Raw genomic sequence first — 17,518 nt, 5'->3', positions numbered from 1 at the left:
CCCCTCGGGATTGGCTTTACGGGCCCGCGACAGTGCCACGGGAGGTCAGGCGCGGGTGGACGGCGGAACGTCAGTGCCGTCAGTCGGCTCACCGGGCTTCGCCTTGGGGTGGTTCACGATGGTGCCTTCCACCGGGCCGGAAGCCTCTGTGGTGGTGTCGGCTTTGCCGTCGTTCTTCATTTCCTTGACCTCGGACTTGATAATCCGCATGGACTGGCCCAGGCTGCGGGCCATGGCCGGAAGCTTGGGGGCGGCGAAGAGAAGCAAAGCAACAACGATGATAATGACGATCGGCCAAGGGCCATCAAAGAGTCTTCCCACGGGAAATCCTTTCCTCTAACTACATCCTACTTCTATGTGAAGTCGAGATCTCCGAGCGCCTGCGGCTGGCCCCGGTCCTTCTTGCGCTGCACTCGCCGGCGGCGGCGATCTTCGCGCCGGGCCGATTTGGATGCCTCGTAATCATGTCGCATCGCGGCGGGTGAGGCAAAAACGGCAGAACCGGGCGGGGCCGGCCGCGTCTCCGTAGATTCCTCGAGGTCAACGGGGGCCAGGTGTCCCAGCTTTTCACCCGCAGCGCTGAGATCCTTGACCGTCGCCATGAACTGGCGGAAGAGACGGATGCCCAGAAGGACGTAAAACAGTACGGACACTGCGACGAGCGCCACCCATATAAGAATCCAGGACCACCAAGGCATGCTGTGAAGTCTATCCGGCGTACCTGTCCAACGAGGCAGACAGCCACTCCCGCGCGGCGTCAGCCAGCCCAGCAGGTGCCAGGATGCGGACCATACCTCCGTGCTGGGCCACGAACATCGGCAGCCACGCCGTGTTGCCGAATCTGATTTCGGCCACCAATCCGCCGTCGGGCAACTCCGCCGTGCGCTCCGCGTAGTAGTCCTCCGCCAACCCCCTGCCCTGCCGGGTGAGCTGGACGGTGACTGTTGTGTCGTCGTCGTTCGCCGTGAAGAGCTTGGCGGGGACCCCTCCCGCCGGCGGCCCGTGCGTGGCGGCGGGCCGGCCGTTGGGGCGCACCTCCTGGACCCGGTCCAGCCGGAAGTTCCGCCGCCCGTCCACCAAATGGCACCACGCTTCGAAATACCAGGTGTTGTCCAGGGAGTAGAGCCGCAGGGGGTCTACGTCACGCTCAGTCACCGCGTCCCGCTGCGGCGCGAGGTAGGACAGGTGGAGCTGGGAACCGGACTCGATTGCCTCGCGGACCGTGGCATGGGTGGCAGCGTCCGCGGGAGCCACCTGCGGCCCTGCGATGGAGGCGGCGCCGAGTCCTTCCTCGCCGGCGGCGGCCAGCAGCTTCAGCGTGACCGATTCCAGGGCGCCTCCGCCGGGCAGGCCGGGCAGGGTGTTCAGGGTTTCAAGTCCGGTCAGCAGGGCACATGCCTCCGCCACGGTGAAGCGGACGGGCTTGTTCAGGTCGAGGTCCTGGGTGATGTACACGTGGTCGTCGTCCCACTGGATGTCGAGGAGATCGTCAGGGTAGCCCTCGGGCAAACCTGAGCAAATGAGGATCCGCAGGTCGGCCTCGAGCTCTTCCCTGGTGACGCCAAAATGCTCTGCGACGTCCCGGATGTGCAGGCCCTGGTTATGGACCAGGAACGGGACCAACTGCAGCATGCGCTTGAGCTGGTCCTCCGAGGTCCCCTTCCGGGCTGCCCGGGGCCGGGTATCGGAGAACGCGTAGGCGGGGACGGGCGCGGCGGTGAAGTCGGCGGCAGCCTGCAGCCGGCGCCGCACTGCCGCTGCCAGCTCCGCGGGCTCCACTGCCAGGGCATCGGGGCCATAGCTGGCCAGCTCTTCGGCGAGGACTTCCGGGTCGCGGTACTCGAGGACCAGCCGGTCCCAGCCGTCGTCGGGCGTTCCGGCACCCTGGTCTGCGCGGCCGTCCATGGCCCGTCGGCGCAGCGCCAGCAGGCGCCCCTGCCTGACGTCAACGACGGCGGTGCGCAGCGGCAGTTCCGGCAGCCGGGCCAGTTCGGCGCGGATGTTGAAGCCTGCTGGCGGCCGGTAGTGCTCTTTGTTGAGGACGGCCACGGCACTGGTGAAGCGCGACAGGCGGAAATGCCGGGGCGCCTCGCGTGCCCGGTCGTAGCCCATGAGGTACCACTGGCCGAAACGGCTGCCCAGGCCCCAGGGCTCAACGGTACGTTCCTCCTCTTTGCCGGTGCTTCCGGCGAGGTACGTGAAGCTGACTGGATGGCGGGCGTGCATGGCGGCAACGATGTCATCGAAGGCCTGTCCGGCGGGTTTGATGCGCGGCTGGACGCCGGCCGGCAGTTCCACCTCGGCCAGCCTTCCCGAAGCCTGGAGCTTGCGGAGGGCGCTTTGGGCGGCTGTCCCAAGCGCCGCTCGCTCCCAGAGTTGGGAGGCCAGCAGGAGGACTGTCCATTCCTCCGGTCCCAGCTGGACGTCCGGGAGCCGGCTGGATTCCTTGCCGATCCGGTACCTCGTGGTGGCGGGGTCATCCTCGCTCCAGCCGAGGTCCGTCAGGGTCTCAACCTCGAACCCCATGGCCCTAAGGTCGTTCTTGTCCCGCTCGAACATGCGCCCGAACGCGACGTCGTTGCCGGAGGTGTCGTGGTAGACCTTTTCTCGCAATTCACTGCGGCGCAGTCCGTAGCGGGTATTGAGCAGCGCAATCAGCAGGTTGAGGAGTCGTTCAGTACGGGATACGGACACCTTGGTTACGTTACTAAACTCCCCGGGTGAAAGCAGAAAGCGCGGCAGCACGGGAGGGTGTCCCCCTGCTGCCGCGCTTTGCGGTGCGATCAGTTTCCGCTTGTGCTGCCGCTTCAGCGGACGGCGACGAGGTCCACGACGAAAATCAGTGCCTCGTTGGGCTTGATCGCTCCACCGGCTCCACGGGAGCCGTATGCCAGTTCTGAGGGGATCTCCAGGCGGCGGCGGCCGCCGACCTTCATGCCCAGCAGGCCCTGGTCCCAGCCCTGGATGACCTGGCCGACACCGACCCGGAAGTCCAGCGGTGCGCCGCGGCCCCAGGAGGCGTCGAATTCTTCGCCCGTGGACCAGGCGACGCCGACGTAGTGGGTGGAGACGGTGTCCCCTGCTTTGGCTTCCTTGCCGTCACCCTCGATGAGGTCCGTGATGACGAGTTCCGTGGGGACGTCGCCTTCCGGGAAGTCGATCTCGGGCTTCTGGCGGTCGAATTCCCGCTGTCCAAACGACATGCTTGCTCCTAATGAGTGCGTGGTGATGGGTGCCGCGAAGGACGCGGCGTCCCTGTAAGTCTTGCTACTTGACCCCGAGGATGTCCACTACGAAGACAAGGTCGCCCTTTGCCTGGCCCTGGCCGGCATCTCCGTAAGCCAGGTCCTTGGGGATGACAAGCAGGACGCGGGAGCCCACAGTCTTACCCGCGAGGCCCTGGGTCCAGCCTTTGATGACGCCCGAGAGCGGGAAAGTGGCCGGCTGGCCGCGGTCGAAGCTGGAGTCGAATTTGGTGCCGTCGGAGAGATTGACGCCAACGTAGTTCACGGTGAGCGTGTCGGTTTCCTTGACGGCGGCGCCCGTGCCCTTGATCAGGTCCTGCGAGACCAGGGCAGTGGGAGCGGGTGCCCCTGCGACGTTGATCTCCGGGACGCCGTCTTTTTCCGTCACAGTCGGCAGCCCGGCCGGCGGCGTCACCGCGTCACCCTGAGGCTTGTCGAGGACGGGGGTGGGGTCCGAGGCGGAAAGGACCTTGATGATCAGCAGCTGGGATGGCCCGGCTGCTGCGCTGGGGCTGGGGCTCGCGCCATCTGACGGGCTCGGGCTGGCCGAGGGTGCACTCTGCTGGGCAGGGACGGCCAGGGCAAGGCTGGAGCCAACCTTTGCACCGACGAACGCGTTGTAGATCACGGCACTGCTGGTTTTCAGCTCGTCGTTCAGCTCCAGGCTTTCCGGCTCATTGGGGAACGTGTCCTCCAGTTGGGAGCCATCCGAACCGTTGACGGCCAGGATGGAGATCTTGGCTACCTGGTTTGCCTTGACGGTGTCGCCGCTGCCTTCGGAAACCACCTTGATGGTGGGCTGGGTGACGGCCAGGGGCTTGTCGAAGTCCACACCCGGGGCCTTCTTGTCCCCGTTGTCAGTCAGCTTGAGGGAGTCGAACTTTGCAGTCTCCCCGGCGGACTGGCTGCTTGGCTCAGGCTGCGGGGCTGTGCCTCCGCAGGCGGTCAGGAGCAGCAGGCCGGGAAGGAGGATTGCTAGTAGTCGGCGCACGTAGTAAAACTTTCGTCGGGGCAGGGTGGACACGGCTTTCCGCATGGCTGCGGACAATGCCGTAGAAGGTCCCTTTAAAAGGACCTTATCCAGAATAGACCCTGAAGCTGGACGTCAGCCCATAGAGTCCAACAGGGCATCCACTCGCTCATCAACGCTGCGGAAGGGATCTTTGCAAAGGATTGTCTGATGCGCGCGGTCGTTGAGCTTCAGGTGCACCCAGTCCACGGTGTAGTCGCGTCCCAGTTCCTGCGCACGGCGGACGAAGTCGCCGCGCAGCTTGGCGCGCGTTGTTTGCGGCGGTGCGTCCACGGCTCCCTTGATCACGGTGTCGTCGACAATACGACGCACCGCACCCCGGGACTGCAGCAGGTAGTACAGCCCGCGGCTGCGGGAGATGTCGTGGTACGTCAGGTCGAGCTGGGCAATCCGGGGGGCCTCCAGGCCAAGGTTGTGCCGTTCGCGGTAGTTGTCCATCAGCTTTTTCTTGATGGCCCAGTCGATTTCGGTATCGATCCCACTGGCATCTCCGGACTCGATCGCACGGAGCGTTCGCTCCCACAGGTCCAGGATCAGGGGAACATGCGGGTTGTGGGCGCCGTGCTCCTGGACGAAGGCTGTGACCTTGGTCAGGTACTCCTGCTGGATTTCAAGTGCGGTGAGCTGCCGTCCGTTGGCCAGGCGGACCAGCGCGCGGCCACTGAGGTCGTGGGAAATTTCCCGGATGCTTCGGATGGGGTTCTCCATCCGCATGTCGCGCATGATCACCCCGGCCTCGATCATTCGAAGGACCAGGTCCACGGTGCCGACTTTCATCAGCGCGGTGGCCTCGGACATGTTGGAGTCGCCCACGATCACGTGCAGCCGCCGGTAGAACTCGGCATCGGCATGCGGTTCATCCCTGGTGTTGATGATGGGCCGGGACCGGGTGGTGGCGGACGAGACGCCCTCCCAGATGTGGTCGGCACGCTGTGAGAACGCATACGTCGCACCGTGGGGCGTCTTCAGGATCTTTCCCGCGCCGGCTATGAGCTGGCGGGTGACCAGGAACGGAATCAGGATTTCGGCCAGGCGGGAGAACTCGCCGCGCCGGGGAATCAGGTAATTCTCGTGGCTGCCGTAGGAGTTCCCGGCCGAGTCGGTGTTGTTCTTGAACAGGTACACGGTCCCGTTAAAGCCTTCAGCAGCGAGGCGTGCCTGGGCCTCATCCACGAGGTCGTCGAGAATGAGTTCGCCGGCCCGGTCGTGCGCGATCAGCTGGGCAAGGTCGTCGCACTCGGCCGTGGCGTATTCCGGATGCGACCCGACATCGAGGTACAGCCGTGAACCATTGGTGAGGAACACATTTGACGAGCGCCCCCAGCTGACCACCTTGCGGAACAGGTACCGGGCCACCTCCTCCGGCGCAAGAGGTCTCGAGTCGGGGCTCGAGTAGGAGATCCCAAACTCGGTTTCGATACCGAAGATTCTCTTGTCCATGTGGTCCTCCTAGGCCAGCAGTGCGGTGATGTCCGCGTCGTTGAGCCGGCGGAAGGCACGCCGGGTGCCGCGGGAGTTTTCGGAGACCCGGTCCAGGACAGCGACTTCCAGTGCACCCGGCGGCAACGGTGCCGCCGGCTGGTCCCCCTCCTGGGCGGGGGTAAGTCCCTTCAGTGCCAGCCTCACGGCATCGGCGAAGCCCAGCGAGGACTGCCACCCTTCGCCGATGGCGGATGACACTTTCTCAGCCTGTCCACCCATGACGACAAAGCTATGTTCGTCGGCGATCGAACCGTCGAAGGTAAGCCGGTAGAGATGGTCCTCGGCCTGCGTGGGTCCAACTTCGGCGACTGCGAGTTCCACCTCGAAGGGCTTTTGCTCGGCGGTGAAGACGGCTCCCAGGCTTTGGGCGTACACGCTGGCCAACCCCCGCGCGGTCACATCCTCACGGTCGTAGGAGTAGCCCCTCACATCGGCGTAGCGCACTCCGGCCTGGCGGAGGCTTTCGAATTCGTTGTACTTGCCGACGGCGGCGAACGCGATTTTGTCGTAGATTTCCCCGATTTTGTGCAGGGACGGCGACGGATTCTCGGCTACGAGGGCGATGCCGTCGGCGCAGCTGATGACCACTACGGAGCGGCCCCGCGCGATGCCTTTCCGCGCGAAGTCCGCGCGGTCCTTCATTAGCTGTTCAGGTGAGACATAGAACTGCTGGGTCATCTCAGGCCTCCCGTCCGGCGATGGTGCGCGCTTCGATTACGCTGCGCGAGGCCGCCGCGAGTTCGGCTTCAGGGACGCGCCGGGCTCCGGTCCTGTCAACCGTGTACACCACCGGCCACAACTGGCGGACTGTATCCGGACCGCCCGTTGCCGAATCGTCGTCGGCGGCGTCATACAGAGACTCCACGGCAACGGAGAGGGCCTGCTCCGGGGTCAGGTTGGGCCGCCAAAGCTTCTTCAGGGCACCGCGTGCGAACACGGAGCCGGAGCCGACGGTGTGGTGTTCGTGTTCCTCGTACCTGCCGCCGGTGACGTCGTAGGAAAACAGGCGGCCAACGCCGGCGCTGATGTCGAATCCGGCGAACAGGGGCACCACCGCAAGTCCCTGCAGGGCCAGGGGGAGGTTGCCCCTGATCATGGCACCCAAACGGTTCGCCTTGCCTTCAAGGCTGAGCTGGGTGCCTTCAATCTTTTCGTAATGCTCAAGTTCAACTTGGAACAGCCGGGTCAGGTCAATGGCTATGCCGGCAGTTCCGGCGATGCCCAGGACGGAGAAATGGTCAGCCGGGAAGACTTTCTCGATGTGCCTGCTGGCAATGACGTTTCCCATGGTGGCCCGCCTGTCGCCCGCCATCAGGACGCCGCCGCCGTAGCTCATGGCAATGATGGTGGTGGCATGGGGAACCTGGACCGGCGCAGCGGTTGACGCACCTCCCGGGAGGGGCCGGCTGAAGGGCAACAGCTCAGGCCGGTCCCGCTGCAGGTGTTCGGTAAAGGACGAGGTGGCGTTGGCGGCTACCTGGTTGGCGGTTGATTCCTGCACTCATCACTCCTTGAATGTGGTACTCACAACGTCGGTACAGATCCCGGCCTTCCGCGGCTTCAGCCACCCAGCGGTCCGGGTTACTGGCCGCCCTTTTGGACGAATGCCCGGACGAACTCTTCGGCGTTGGATTCGAGGACGCCGTCGATCTCGTCGAGCAGGTCATCCACGCCTTCGGTGGATGCCGAGGCCTGCGCCTCCGGTGCTGCCGGGGGTGCTTCGGGGATGTCTTCGTCGACCTGGGTGTCACGTGACTGCGGCTGCTGCTGCTCCTGGCCTGCCATTGGTTTCCCTCTTTCTTCCGTCGGTGGATCCGGCGGATCCTCCGATATGCCCATCCTGCCACGGGACGGGCGTTCCGGCGCTGTTTACTCCGCAGGCGGAGTGCTGTTGTGTCCCAGCAGTTCACCCAGGAACGGTCCCGCTTCCCGGTAGCGCTCAAACAACGCTCCAGTCAGGGCTTTGGTTCCCCTCAGGGGCTCACGGGTGGGCACCCGCTGAAGCCTCCCGTAGCCGGGCACGTCGAAGATGACCGAATCCCAGCTTGCCCCCACCACATCCTTGCCAAAGCTGCTGATGCACTTGCCCCGGAAGAACGCCCGGGTATCCGCCGGTGGCTCCGCCACGGCAGCTGCGATGGCGGAATCATCCACCACCCGCTGCATCCGGTTCCTGGACAGCAGGCGGTAGTAGAGGCCCTTCTCGGGCCTGATGTCGGCCCACTGCAGGTCGACAAGGCCCAGCCGGGCGTCGCTCCAGTCCAGGCCGTCGCGCTGGCGGTAACCGTCCAGGAGGGAGAGCTTGGCCAGCCATTCCACCGCGGTGGCCGCCGCGGACCTGTCGCTGTCGAGCTGGGTGAGGACGGACGCCCACCGTTCCAGGACCTCATGGGTGTGTCCGTCGCCGTCCACGGCATCGCCCACACCGGTGTCCTGCGCAAGTTTGGCGGCGGCTTCGTGGTACATCCACTGGAGATCCAGTGCTGTGACGCGCCTGCCGTCCAGCAACCGGATTTTGGCAGTCAGGGACGTATCGTGGCTCACCGTTTTGAGGGCGGTGACGGGCTCGTATACCTCGATTTTCGGAGCCAGCCCGGCTTCGACCAGGCTGAGGACCAGGGCGGTGGTGCCGAACTTGAGGTAGTTGGACACCTGGCTGAGGTTGGCGTCCCCGATGATGACGTGCAGGCGCCGGTACTTGTCAGCGGTGGAATGGGGCTCATCCCGGGTGTTGATAATGGGGCGGCGGATGGTCGTTTCCAGGCCCACCTCTGCTTCGAAGAAGTCGGCGCGCTGGCTGATCTGGAAGCCCGGGATGGAGCTGTCCTGTCCGATACCCAGCCGGCCTGCCCCGCACACCACCTGCCGGCTGACGAAAAACGGTGTCAGCCCGCGCACAATGTCTCCGAACGGTACGGACCGGGGCATGAGGTAGTTTTCGTGCGAGCCGTAGGAAACCGATTTGTTGTCCGTGTTGTTTTTGTAGAGATTGACCGGCGGCAGGGTCGGGTCCGCTGCCAGTCGGCGCACGGCCGCCAGGCCCACAAGGTCACCGGCGGCGTCCCAGGCCACAGCGTCCCGGGGGTTCGTTACCTCGGGGCTGGAGTACTCGGGGTGGGCGTGGTCGACATAGAGCCGCGCGCCGTTGCCGAGGACCATGTTCATCAGGAGCGTCCCCGACTCGTCCTGGCCGTCGAGCTCCAGTTCCTCGCGGCCGTAGGCCAAAGCCACCGCCTCCGCATCGAGCACCGGCGGCTGGTCCGTCAGCTGGGAGGGATGGGCGGAACCGCGGTCAACTGTCCAGCCGCGGGCATCGTGCAAAGGCTCCTCATCCGTGTAGTCCCAGCGCGTCTCTGCCCCGCCGGCCGCCCGCTGCCGGGTGACCTGCGCGTAGGCCTGGACCACGCGGGCGCTCATCATGGTGGCGTTGGCGGAAGGGGCTGACGGAGCGTGGATTCCGTATTCCGTTTCTGCCCCCATAACCCGCATGGCCCCGCCGGCGGGGAGGGCCTCCCCGCCGGCGGATCCCTGTGAACCCGTCACAGATACTGTCCAGTAGTGGGCATTGTCTCGATGGACTTGCCGGGCTCCTGGCCGGCTTTGCCCTGCACGATGGTGCGGATATAGGTAATCCGTTCACCCTTCTTTCCGGAGATGCGTGCCCAGTCATCTGGGTTCGTGGTGTTGGGCATGTCTTCGTGCTCACGGAATTCGTCCACCACGGCGCGCAGCAGGTGCTCGATCCGAAGACCTTTCTGGTGTGATGTCAGCAGGTCCTTGATGGCATACTTCTTGGCCCTGTCCACCACGTTCTGCACCACGGCACCGGAGTTGAAGTCCTTGAAGTACAGCATTTCCGTGTCACCGTTGGCGTAGGTGACCTCGAGGAATTCGTTGGATTTGTCGGTGGAGTACATCGCCTCCACGGTGCGCTGGACCATGGCGTCGACGGTTGCCTGGACATCACCGTTGTGTTCGGCCAGGTCTGATTCGTGGAATGGCAGGTCCGGCGTGATGTATTTGTTGAAGATGTCGGCCGCTGCCTCCGCATCGGGCCGCTGGATCTTGACCTTCACGTCAAGCCGGCCGGGCCGGAGGATGGCGGGATCGATCATGTCCTCGCGGTTGGATGCGCCGATCACGATCACGTTGTCCAGGCGCTCGACGCCGTCGATCTCGCTGAGGAGCTGGGGCACGATGGTGGTTTCGACGTCGGACGAAATGCCGGTGCCGCGGGTGCGGAACAGCGAGTCCATTTCGTCGAAGAACACCACGACGGGGCTGCCGTCCGAGGCCTTCTCCCGGGCGCGGGCGAAGATCAGGCGGATGTGCCGCTCGGTCTCGCCAACGTACTTGTCAAGGAGTTCCGGGCCCTTGATATTCAGGAAGTAGCTCTTCAGGTCGACATTCCCGGACCGCTCCGCGGCGCGGGCAGCGAGCGAGTTGGCAACGGCCTTGGCAATCAGGGTCTTGCCGCAGCCGGGAGGGCCATACAGCAGGATGCCCTTGGGAGCCTTGAGGCCGTGCTCACGGTAGAGGTCCGGGTGCAGGAACGGCAGTTCCACGGCGTCCCGGATCTGCTCGATCTGGGGGCCAAGGCCGCCGATGTCCTCATACGTGATGTCCGGAACTTCCTCGAGGACAAGGTTTTCCACCTCTGAGCGGGGAACCTTCTCCAGCGCGTATCCGGTCCGGGAATCGACGGAGAGGGCATCGCCGACCCGCAGTTTTTCGGAAAGGAGCGCACCGGAGAGCCGGACAACGCGTTCTTCGTCCGCGCGGCCAACCACAAGGGCGCGGTCCCGTCCGAGCATTTCCTTCAGGGTGGCCAGCTCACCTGCCCGCTCGTAGCCCAGCCCCGCGACGATCAGGAGTGCCTCGTTCAGCAGCACTTCCTGGCCGACCGCAAGCTGGTTGATGTTGACCAGCGGGCTGATGCCCACGCGCATCTTCCGGCCCGCGTTGAAGATGTCCACCGATTCCTCGGTGGCAGCCTGGCCGCTGTTGCCGGGGGCGGGCTGCCGTTTCGGGTTGATTTGGAGGATGGTGCCGAAGCTGTAGGGCGGTTGCCCTTCCTGGTCCAGGGCGTTCTTCAGGCGGAGAATCTCTGCCTTCGCCGTCTCAAGCATGCTGACCAGCTTCGAGTTGTTCTGCGTTGCCGCTGCCAACTGGCGGTCGATGTGCCTGAGCTTGTCCCGAAGTATGTTGACCTGGCGGTCAGCAACCGAGAGGTCGTTGGCGGCAGACTGCTCTGCCGGTGTACGTCCGGAGTCCTGGTTTGGTGTCTCCATGATGTATCAGCCCCTTCCTGCGCTTCTCTTAAGACATTAGTCCCAAGAGGCCGGGTAGGGATGGAGGCTCCCGAAATATGGACTAGTTCGTAACTTCGGGGTTGTCCACGACGTTGGTCCCCGCGATGGCGTCACGGGCGGCACGCCGGAGCTTCTTGTCGGACACTGCCCGCTCCCCCACCGCTCCTGGCGTCCAGGCGTTGACGTCCTCTTCGTTGAACTCGGTCTTGGACGGGCGGCGCTTGACCGAAATCCCGGTGACGCCGTCTGCCAACCGCCGGGTGACCAGCAGGAACCCTGTGTGGGCCACCATCCGGTGGTCGGGGCGCACGGCCAGTCCTTCAAGGTGCCACCCGCGGACCATCGACTCCCAGGCATCGGGTTCGGTGAAGCGTCCGTCCGCGCGGATGGCTTCGGCCGTGCGGGAGAGTTGGGTCACCGTGGCGACGTAGTTGATCCAGACGCCGCCGGGCGCGAGCACGGTGGCCACGGCGTCGAGGCATTCCCACGGCGCCAGCATGTCCAGGACCACGCGGTCCACGGAGCCGGGCGCCTCGGCCTTGACCACTTCCTCCTGGAAGTCACCAAGGGAGATCTGCCACGCGGGGTGGGGGCCACCGAAGATGGTTTCCACGTTGCCGCGGGCGATGTCCGCGAACTCCTCACGCCTTTCGAAGGAGTGCAGGTAGCCGTTGTCCCCCACCGCGCGGAGCAGGGAAATGGAGAGTGCCCCCGAGCCCACGCCGGCCTCCACGACGCGTGCGCCGGGGAAGATGTCCGCCATGGTGACGATCTGGCCGGCGTCCTTGGGATATACGACGGCGGCGCCGCGCGGCATGGACAGCACAAAGTCCGAGAGCAGGGGCCGGAGGGTCTGGTACTGCTGGCCCACGTTGTTCACCACCACCGAGCCGTCCACCTGGCCAATGATTTCGTCGTGGTTCAGGAATCCGCGGTGGGTGTGGAAAGCGCCGCCGCGTTCCAGGGTGATGGTGTTCATCCGGCCACGCTCGTCGGTCAGTTGGACGCGTTCGCCCTCCCGGAATGGGCCCCGGCGACGGGCAGCGCCCACCGGCTGCGAGCCGCTGGCGGCAGCACCGGCTTGCGCTGCTCCCTTGGCGTCGTTGACGGCAGTTTCGCTGCTCATGTTTCTTCCTCGCTCCTGTAAACCTGTTGTGCCGCTGCCTGATGCTCCCAGGGACGCGGCTACGTGCGGTGGCAATGCACGACCGGCAGGTAACTCTACCGGTTCTGGCCCTGGGGGTGCCTATCGTTGCGCAGGCGCTTCCCGGTGATGGCGGCCAGGACGGCTTCCTGCGTCAGCAAACCCGTGACGGTTCCGTTGTGGTCAACCACGGCGTAGTGGCGGCCCTCAAGCTGGGAGAGGAACTGGATCAGTTCCTGCCCCTTGGACCACTCCGGAATATAGGCGCCGGCGGCCAGGGGAAACGAGACGGCGGTGACGGGGGTCGTATCTGCCGCTGAACCGGGCACGGCTGCAAGGGCGCCCGTGTCCACCACGCCTTCCGGCCGTCCGTCGGGGCCGTAAACCACCACGGATTTTGTTCCTGCTTCGCCGAGGCGGAGGGCGTCCCGGACCGTACCGCTGGAGGGAACGCCGGCAGCCGGCGTCGACAATGCTGCGGCGCTGACCAGTGGGAGCCGCCCGCGCAGGGTGCCCTGCTGGATGGATGCGGATGCGCCCATCCACAGGAACCCGCCCACCAGGATGGTGATCATCAGGAGGCTGAATTCGGGCTGGTCGCCGGCGAGGAACGGACGAAGGAGGAACCAGTAGCCGATGGCGAGGACGATGATCCGGCCGCCCCAGCCGGCCGCCACGGTGCCTTTCGCCTGGCTGCCGGTGGCTTTCCAGACGATGGATTCGACCAGCCGGCCGCCGTCGAGTGGAAGGCCCGGCAGGACGTTGAAGACACCGATGAGGAAGTTGGCCCACATGAAGATGTTCGTCAGGATTTCGGCCACGCTGCCCAGGCTGTTGGTGCTGAGCACCAGCCACGCTCCGCCGGCCAGGACGAAGTTTGCGGCCGGCCCGGCCAAAGCAACAAGCAACGACCGGCCCGGAGAAGAGGTGAAGCTTTCAAACTGGGTGTGGCCGCCCCAGAGGTTGAGGACGATCTTTTGGGTGGGCCAGCCGTAGATTTTTGCCGTCAGGGCGTGGGCGAGTTCGTGGACAAGGACGGAAATGAGCAGCAACACGGCATAGGCGAACGCCACCACATAGGCGCTGGCGCCCAGCATGGGGTTGTTCCGCGCAAGTACCGGCCCGTAGACGATCACCGTGAAGGCCGCGATCACAAACCACGAGTATGCCAGCACCACCGGAACGCCGGCGATGCGCCCCAGGGGAATGCCCGCGCGGCGCGCTGGCGTGCCCGCTGCGGGACCCTGTCCGGTATCCGGTTCAGCCACGGTGACCACCGCGCGAGGCGGCCGCCCCAGTGGAACCGGCCGGCAGGAGCAGGGCTTCCAGCTCCTCCAGGCCCCGGCCGAACAGGGAATCCCACAGCGCATAGCTGCCGTTGTCCGGGAGGGGAACAATGTGCGGGACAGCCACAGTGGCCACACCGGAGGCCACGGCCGCGGCCACGCCCGGAACGGAATCCTCAAGGGCTACGCAGTGGTGGATTCCAAGGTGGGGATCGTCCTCCTGCAGGAGTTCGACGGCGGTCAGGTACGCCTCGGGGTGCGGCTTGCCCTGGCTCACCGTGTCCCCGGTAACCAGTACGTCAAAGTACGGCCGGGGAAGGCTGGCCACCACTTCGCGGGCCAACGGGCCCTCTGACATGGTCACCAAAGCGCAGCGCACGCCGGCAAGGTGCAGTTCCTCAAGGAGTTCACGGGCGCCGGGCCGCCACGGCACCTGCTGCTGGACGCTGCTGACCACCTGGGCGGTCAGGGTGTCGATAATTTCCCGGATTTCGAGTTCGACGCCGGCCTGCTGGAGCAGGCCGGCGGAAAACGTCAGCGACTGGCCAACCAGCTGCATTGCCTGGTCATGGCTCCACGTTCCCCCGTGGGCCTCCACCAGCGCATGCTCCGCGGCGATCCAGTATGGCTCGGTGTCCACAATGGTCCCGTCCATGTCCCAGAGGACGGCTTTAAGCGGGGAACTGGCGGCAGGAATTGGCATACCGCCAGTCTACGGGGCGTGGCTGGGCGGCGGCTGTGGGCTACGCCCTCGGCGAATATGCCGCGGCCGGACGGCCCAGCAGGAGGGTTTCGCGGGATTTGTGGCGCTTCATTCCCTGCACGGGCCAGCCGCTTGGACGTAGGGTGAAGAAATGAATAGCTTCGAGGGAGACACCGCCGAACAGGGTGCCGGACCCGAGCGGGAACGGTTCCTGCAGCCAGTCGCTGACGGACAGCGCATAACTGTGATGCTTGCCGCCTTTGAGGGGTGGAACGACGCCGGAGAAGCCGCCAGCGATTCGCTGCGCTACCTGAACAAATTGTGGGGCGGCAAGAAAGTCGCTTCCATCGATGCCGACGAGTACTACGACTTCCAGTTCACCCGCCCCACGGTGCGCCGGAACGCGGCCGGTGAACGGAAGATCAAGTGGCCTTCCACCCGGATCTACAAGGCCAGTGCCCCCAACTCCAATGTGGACGTCATCTTTGTCCAGGGCACGGAGCCGTCCTATAAGTGGCGTGCCTACACGGCCGAGCTGCTGGTCCATGCCGAGGCCCTGAACGTGGATTACGTGGTGCTGGTGGGGGCGCTCCTGGCCGACGTTCCGCACAGCCGCCCAATCCCGGTGAGCACATCCTCGGACGACGCTCCGCTCCGTGAGCGCATGAACCTGGAAGCCTCACAGTATGAGGGCCCCGTTGGGATCGTGGGCGTCCTGTCAGAGGTGGCCCTCCTGGCCGGCATCCCCACCGTGTCATTGTGGGCCGCAGTGCCGCACTATGTGGCCCAGGCGCCCTCCCCCAAAGCCCAGCTGGCCCTCCTGCACCGGATCGAGGAGCTCCTCCAGGTGCCGCTGGACACGCACGAGCTGGCGGAGGAAGCTGATGCGTGGGAGCGCGGCGTGGACGAACTCGCCACGGAGGATCCTGAAATTGCCGCGTACGTCCGGCAATTGGAGGAAGCCAAGGACACCGCAGACCTGCCCGAAGCCAGCGGCGAGTCCATCGCCCGTGAATTCGAGCGCTACCTGAAGCGCCGGGGCCAGGACCGGCCCTGATGCGGCCGTACTGACTGCCTCAACGGGAAGGGCCTGGCCGGGAGCGATCCCGCCAGGCCCTTCCCGTCTGCTGCTGTGGATCGACTCCTAGAGCCGGACCCCCAGGAGCGCGTCAACCGCGTCCTTGACCAGCGCTGCGTCAGGGGCACTGGCGGCAGCACCGCCGTCGTTGGCTGCCCGGGCCCAGCGCGACACCGCGGCGACCGCTGCAGGCGCATCCAGGTCGGCTGCCAGCGCTTCGCGCATCCCGGCCAGCAGCGCCGGGCCCGAGCCCTCCGGGGCGTGGTCGAGCGCCGTCCGCCAGGCCGCCAGGTCTGCCTTCGCGGCAGCGAAGCCTTCGTCAGTCCAGGACCAATCAGAACGGTAGTGGTGGGCAAGGATGGCCAGCCGGATGGCCGCCGGGTCTTCCCCGGCAGCGCGGAGCTTCGAAACCAGCACCAGGTTGCCTTTGGATTTGCTCATCTTTTCGCCGTCCAGGCCTACCATCCCTGCATGGGCGTAGTGCTTGGCCAGCGGGACGCCGGCCAGTGAGTAGGCGTGGCCCGCGCCCATTTCGTGGTGCGGGAAAATCAGGTCCGATCCGCCGCCCTGCACGGTGAAGGGCGCGGGGAGGTACTTCTGTGCGATCACGGTGCACTCAATGTGCCAGCCCGGCCGTCCCGGTCCAAGGCTGCCACCAGGCCAGCTCGGCTCCCCTTCCCGTTCCACCCGCCAGAGCAGCGGGTCCAGGGCCTGCCGCTTACCGGCGCGGCCCGGATCCCCGCCGCGCTCGGCGAAGAGCTCCAGCATGGCGCTTTCACCCAGGTGGGAAATGGACCCCAGGGCCCACGCATCAGGTGCCATTGACTGCTTGCCGGCGGCTTCGACGTCGTAATAGACGTCCCCGTCAGGTTCGCCGTTGGTGCCTGCCACCCGGTACGCCAGCCCCATGCTGACCAGCCGTTCCACTTCGGGGACGATCAGGCCGATGGATTCGACGGCGCCGACGTAGTTGTCCGGCGCGAGGACGTTCAGCGCCTCCATGTCGGTCTGGAAGAGTTCCACCTGTTCCGCGGCGAGGTCGCGCCAGTCGACGCCGGTGGCGGTGGCGCGTTCCAGCAGGGGATCGTCCACGTCCGTGACGTTCTGAACGTAGGAGACTTCGCTGCCTGCATCGCGCCAGGCGCGGTTCAGCAGGTCAAAAGCCACGTAGCTGGCCGCATGCCCCATGTGCGTTGCGTCGTAGGGAGTGATGCCGCAGACGTACATGGACGGCCGGGCCTCCGGTTCCAGTGCCACGTCGCGGCCCGCCGCGGTGTCGAACAGGCGGATGGCGGGCATGTTTCCGGGCAGGGCAGGCACAGGGCGGGAAGTCCAGGATTTCACATGCCAAGCCTAGTCCTAGGCGCTGATGACGCCGAAACCGAGGAGGAGGTAGAGGGCGAGCCCCAGGAAGATCCGGTACCAGACAAAGAGCCGGTAGCTGCGGGTGGAGACGAACTTCAGGAACCAACCGATGATGACGTAGCCCACCACCAGGGCGATGACGGTGGCAAGCGCAGTTTCGGGAAGGCCGAAGGGTCCGGAGATCCCTTCCTTGGTGACCACCTTGTACAGCTGGTACAGCCCGCTGCCGAAAACGGCGGGGATTGCCAGCAGGAACGAGTACCGTGCCGCGGCCTCACGGGTGTAGCCCATCAGCAGGCCCGCGGTGATGGTTCCGCCGGAGCGGGAGACGCCCGGAATAAGGGCCAGGGCCTGCGCCAGTCCGTACAACATGCCGTGCTTGTAGGTCAGGTGGGCCAGGTCCCGCTTCTGGGCGCCGGTTGCGTCCGCCACGGCGAGGATGAGGCCGAAGACGATCAGCATGGTGGCCACGATCCACATGCTGCGGAGCACGGATTCGATCTGGTCCTGGAAGAGCAGCCCCAGCACGATGATGGGCAGGCTGCCCAGAATCACCAGCCAGCCCATGCGTGCGTCAGGGTCCTGCCGTGGCACCTTGCCGGTAAGGGAGCCGGCCCAGGCTTTGACGATGCGGACAATATCCCGCCAGAAGAAGATCAGGACGGCGGTCTCCGTGCCGAGCTGGGTGATGGCCGTAAAGGCTGCCCCCGGGTCCTGCGCGTTGGGGAGGAACTCCCCCACGATCCGCAGGTGCGCGCTTGATGAAATCGGTAGAAATTCGGTCAGTCCCTGCACTAGGCCCAGCAGGGCCGCTTCAAACCAGTTCACGCTAAGACCCTACGGCATGGCGGCGGTGCTCCTGCCCGTAAGCTT

Annotated in this window: 17 protein-coding genes; 1 reads left to right on the top strand and 16 read right to left on the bottom strand. The window is 65.5% G+C overall.

The features are described from left to right. Positions 1–45: 45 nt before the first annotated feature. The 14 genes from tatA to NIBR502770_RS07890 all read right to left on the bottom strand — a co-directional run bounded on the left by tatA (position 46) and on the right by NIBR502770_RS07890 (position 14,154). Complete coding sequence (tatA, locus tag NIBR502770_RS07955; RefSeq protein WP_141160417.1) at positions 46–321, bottom strand: Sec-independent protein translocase subunit TatA; 276 nt, start codon at positions 319–321, stop codon at positions 46–48. Between the two features lie 32 nt (positions 322–353). Continuing rightward, the gene (locus NIBR502770_RS07950; RefSeq protein ID WP_141181600.1) at positions 354–698 is read right to left on the bottom strand and encodes a hypothetical protein; all 345 of its coding nucleotides are present in this window, start codon (positions 696–698) and stop codon (positions 354–356) included. A 10-nt stretch (positions 699–708) separates the two neighbouring features. Next, a complete protein-coding gene (locus NIBR502770_RS07945) occupies positions 709–2,694 on the bottom strand; it encodes a YafY family protein (RefSeq protein ID WP_141181599.1) in 1,986 nt (661 codons plus the stop codon). Positions 2,695–2,807: 113 nt separating this feature from the next. After that, positions 2,808–3,203 (bottom strand): FKBP-type peptidyl-prolyl cis-trans isomerase, encoded by a 396-nt coding sequence (locus NIBR502770_RS07940; protein WP_141160420.1) that lies wholly within the window; start codon positions 3,201–3,203, stop codon positions 2,808–2,810. A 64-nt stretch (positions 3,204–3,267) separates the two neighbouring features. After that, positions 3,268–4,236, bottom strand: coding sequence for an FKBP-type peptidyl-prolyl cis-trans isomerase (locus tag NIBR502770_RS07935; protein ID WP_141160421.1), 969 nt, complete (start codon positions 4,234–4,236; stop codon positions 3,268–3,270). 114 nt (positions 4,237–4,350) lie between these two features. Beyond that, positions 4,351–5,715: a Pup--protein ligase gene (gene pafA, locus NIBR502770_RS07930; RefSeq protein WP_141160422.1), complete on the bottom strand. Its 1,365-nt coding sequence runs from the start codon at positions 5,713–5,715 to the stop codon at positions 4,351–4,353. A gap of 9 nt (positions 5,716–5,724) precedes the next feature. Then, entirely contained in the window at positions 5,725–6,435 is a 711-nt protein-coding gene (gene prcA, locus NIBR502770_RS07925; protein WP_141181598.1) for a proteasome subunit alpha, read from the bottom strand. 1 nt (position 6,436) lies between these two features. After that, entirely contained in the window at positions 6,437–7,258 is an 822-nt protein-coding gene (gene prcB / locus NIBR502770_RS07920) for a proteasome subunit beta (RefSeq protein WP_141181597.1), read from the bottom strand. 80 nt (positions 7,259–7,338) lie between these two features. Then, positions 7,339–7,542, bottom strand: a complete 204-nt coding sequence (locus NIBR502770_RS07915; protein ID WP_141160425.1) for a ubiquitin-like protein Pup — start codon at positions 7,540–7,542, stop codon at positions 7,339–7,341. Positions 7,543–7,626: 84 nt separating this feature from the next. Beyond that, positions 7,627–9,246, bottom strand: a complete 1,620-nt coding sequence (gene dop, locus NIBR502770_RS07910) for a depupylase/deamidase Dop (RefSeq protein ID WP_168223221.1) — start codon at positions 9,244–9,246, stop codon at positions 7,627–7,629. A gap of 50 nt (positions 9,247–9,296) precedes the next feature. Beyond that, a complete protein-coding gene (gene arc, locus NIBR502770_RS07905; RefSeq protein WP_141160427.1) occupies positions 9,297–11,048 on the bottom strand; it encodes a proteasome ATPase in 1,752 nt (583 codons plus the stop codon). An 82-nt stretch (positions 11,049–11,130) separates the two neighbouring features. Continuing rightward, complete coding sequence (locus NIBR502770_RS07900) at positions 11,131–12,195, bottom strand: tRNA (adenine-N1)-methyltransferase (protein WP_141181595.1); 1,065 nt, start codon at positions 12,193–12,195, stop codon at positions 11,131–11,133. Between the two features lie 95 nt (positions 12,196–12,290). Further along, on the bottom strand, positions 12,291–13,481 hold the full coding sequence (locus tag NIBR502770_RS07895) for a site-2 protease family protein (RefSeq protein ID WP_141181594.1): 1,191 nt from the start codon (positions 13,479–13,481) through the stop codon (positions 12,291–12,293). Continuing rightward, positions 13,474–14,154: an HAD family hydrolase gene (locus NIBR502770_RS07890; protein WP_371416517.1), complete on the bottom strand. Its 681-nt coding sequence runs from the start codon at positions 14,152–14,154 to the stop codon at positions 13,474–13,476. Before NIBR502770_RS07890 ends, NIBR502770_RS07895 begins: the two co-directional genes overlap by 8 nt. A gap of 199 nt (positions 14,155–14,353) precedes the next feature. Between NIBR502770_RS07890 and NIBR502770_RS07885 the strand changes: the two genes are divergently transcribed. Then, positions 14,354–15,259, top strand: a complete 906-nt coding sequence (locus tag NIBR502770_RS07885; protein WP_141160431.1) for a PAC2 family protein — start codon at positions 14,354–14,356, stop codon at positions 15,257–15,259. A gap of 87 nt (positions 15,260–15,346) precedes the next feature. Here the strand turns inward: NIBR502770_RS07885 and mshC are convergent, their stop codons facing one another. Both mshC and NIBR502770_RS07875 read right to left on the bottom strand, forming a co-directional pair. Next, positions 15,347–16,624: a cysteine--1-D-myo-inosityl 2-amino-2-deoxy-alpha-D-glucopyranoside ligase gene (gene mshC / locus NIBR502770_RS07880; RefSeq protein WP_141181592.1), complete on the bottom strand. Its 1,278-nt coding sequence runs from the start codon at positions 16,622–16,624 to the stop codon at positions 15,347–15,349. 15 nt (positions 16,625–16,639) lie between these two features. Beyond that, positions 16,640–17,473, bottom strand: a complete 834-nt coding sequence (locus NIBR502770_RS07875; RefSeq protein WP_141181591.1) for an undecaprenyl-diphosphate phosphatase — start codon at positions 17,471–17,473, stop codon at positions 16,640–16,642. Positions 17,474–17,518: the final 45 nt, after the last annotated feature.

This window comes from Pseudarthrobacter sp. NIBRBAC000502770 (assembly GCF_006517815.1).
In the GTDB taxonomy this organism is placed as follows: Bacteria; Actinomycetota; Actinomycetes; order Actinomycetales; family Micrococcaceae; genus Arthrobacter; species Arthrobacter niigatensis.
The sequence above is the reverse complement of the archived record's forward strand: the minus strand, read 5'-3'. Positions and strand labels throughout refer to the sequence as shown.